The organism is Vibrio sp. HI00D65, assembly GCF_001635455.1.
Lineage (GTDB): Bacteria > Pseudomonadota > Gammaproteobacteria > Enterobacterales > Vibrionaceae > Vibrio.
Genome location: NZ_LWEH01000312.1, coordinates 1 through 994, shown reverse-complemented (window position 1 = coordinate 994; position 994 = coordinate 1). Strand labels below are relative to the sequence as shown.

At 44.9% G+C, this 994-nt stretch carries 1 protein-coding gene; it reads left to right on the top strand.

Going from position 1 to position 994, the window contains the following annotated elements:
• Positions 1-184: 184 nt before the first annotated feature.
• On the top strand, positions 185-994 hold an 810-nt coding region (locus A3712_RS19450; protein ID WP_063524719.1), incomplete at its 3' end, for a Cof-type HAD-IIB family hydrolase.

Below are 994 nucleotides of genomic sequence, written 5' to 3'. Positions count from 1 at the left end.
CATCAATAGTACAAGAAGAAACGAGCCATAAGATAGCGAATAAAGAGGAAGAGAAGTAAGTGAGCTTTGCCCTCTTTTCTTGCATGATTTTGGCATACAATTTCTGGGTCGAGATATTGTAATTCAAACGATACTAGCGTTGGCTAGTGTTGATATCGGTTAAGCACTTTGCAATGAGGGTTAAATGACTATTCCTGTACTTAAAGATTCCGTGAAAATCGTTGCCTCTGATTTAGATGGTACGCTTCTGGCTCCCAACCATCAGTTGAGCGATTTTACCAAGCTAACGCTTAAGAAGTTACACGAGCAAGGTTATACCTTTATCTTCGCAACGGGTCGCCATCACGTCGATGTAGCTGGGATTCGTCAAATCGCAGGGATTCCGGCGTACATGATCACGTCAAACGGTGCTCGCGTGCACGACCAGAATGATCAGCTAATGTATAGCCAAAACGTACCTCAAGAACTCGTTCAACCGGTTATTGATATTGTTCGCCAAGATCCAAACATCTTCATTCACATGTACCAAAATGAAGATTGGCTACTCGATCGTGAAGATGAAATGCTAGCTAAGTTCCACAGTGAATCTGGCTTCAGCTACAAACGCTTTGAAGCAGATAATGCGCCGAGCGATGGCATTGCCAAGGTCTTCTTCACTCACCCAGAGCAAGACCACGAACACCTAGTCACGTTTGAGCAAAAGCTAAAAGAAGCATTTGGAGACAAGTTAAACGTTGCCTTCTCAACACCTTGGTGTCTGGAAGTGATGGCCGCTGAAGTATCTAAAGGCCATGCTTTAGACGCTGTCGCGAAATCTCTGAACCTAACGCTGGATAACTGTGTTGCCTTTGGTGATGGTATGAATGACACTGAGATGCTGGCAATGGCAGGTAAAGGTCTAATCATGGGCACATCACACGAGAAAGTGATGCAGGCACTACCAGACAATGAAGTGATTGGTAGCAACGCTGACGATGCCGTTGCGCACTACTTA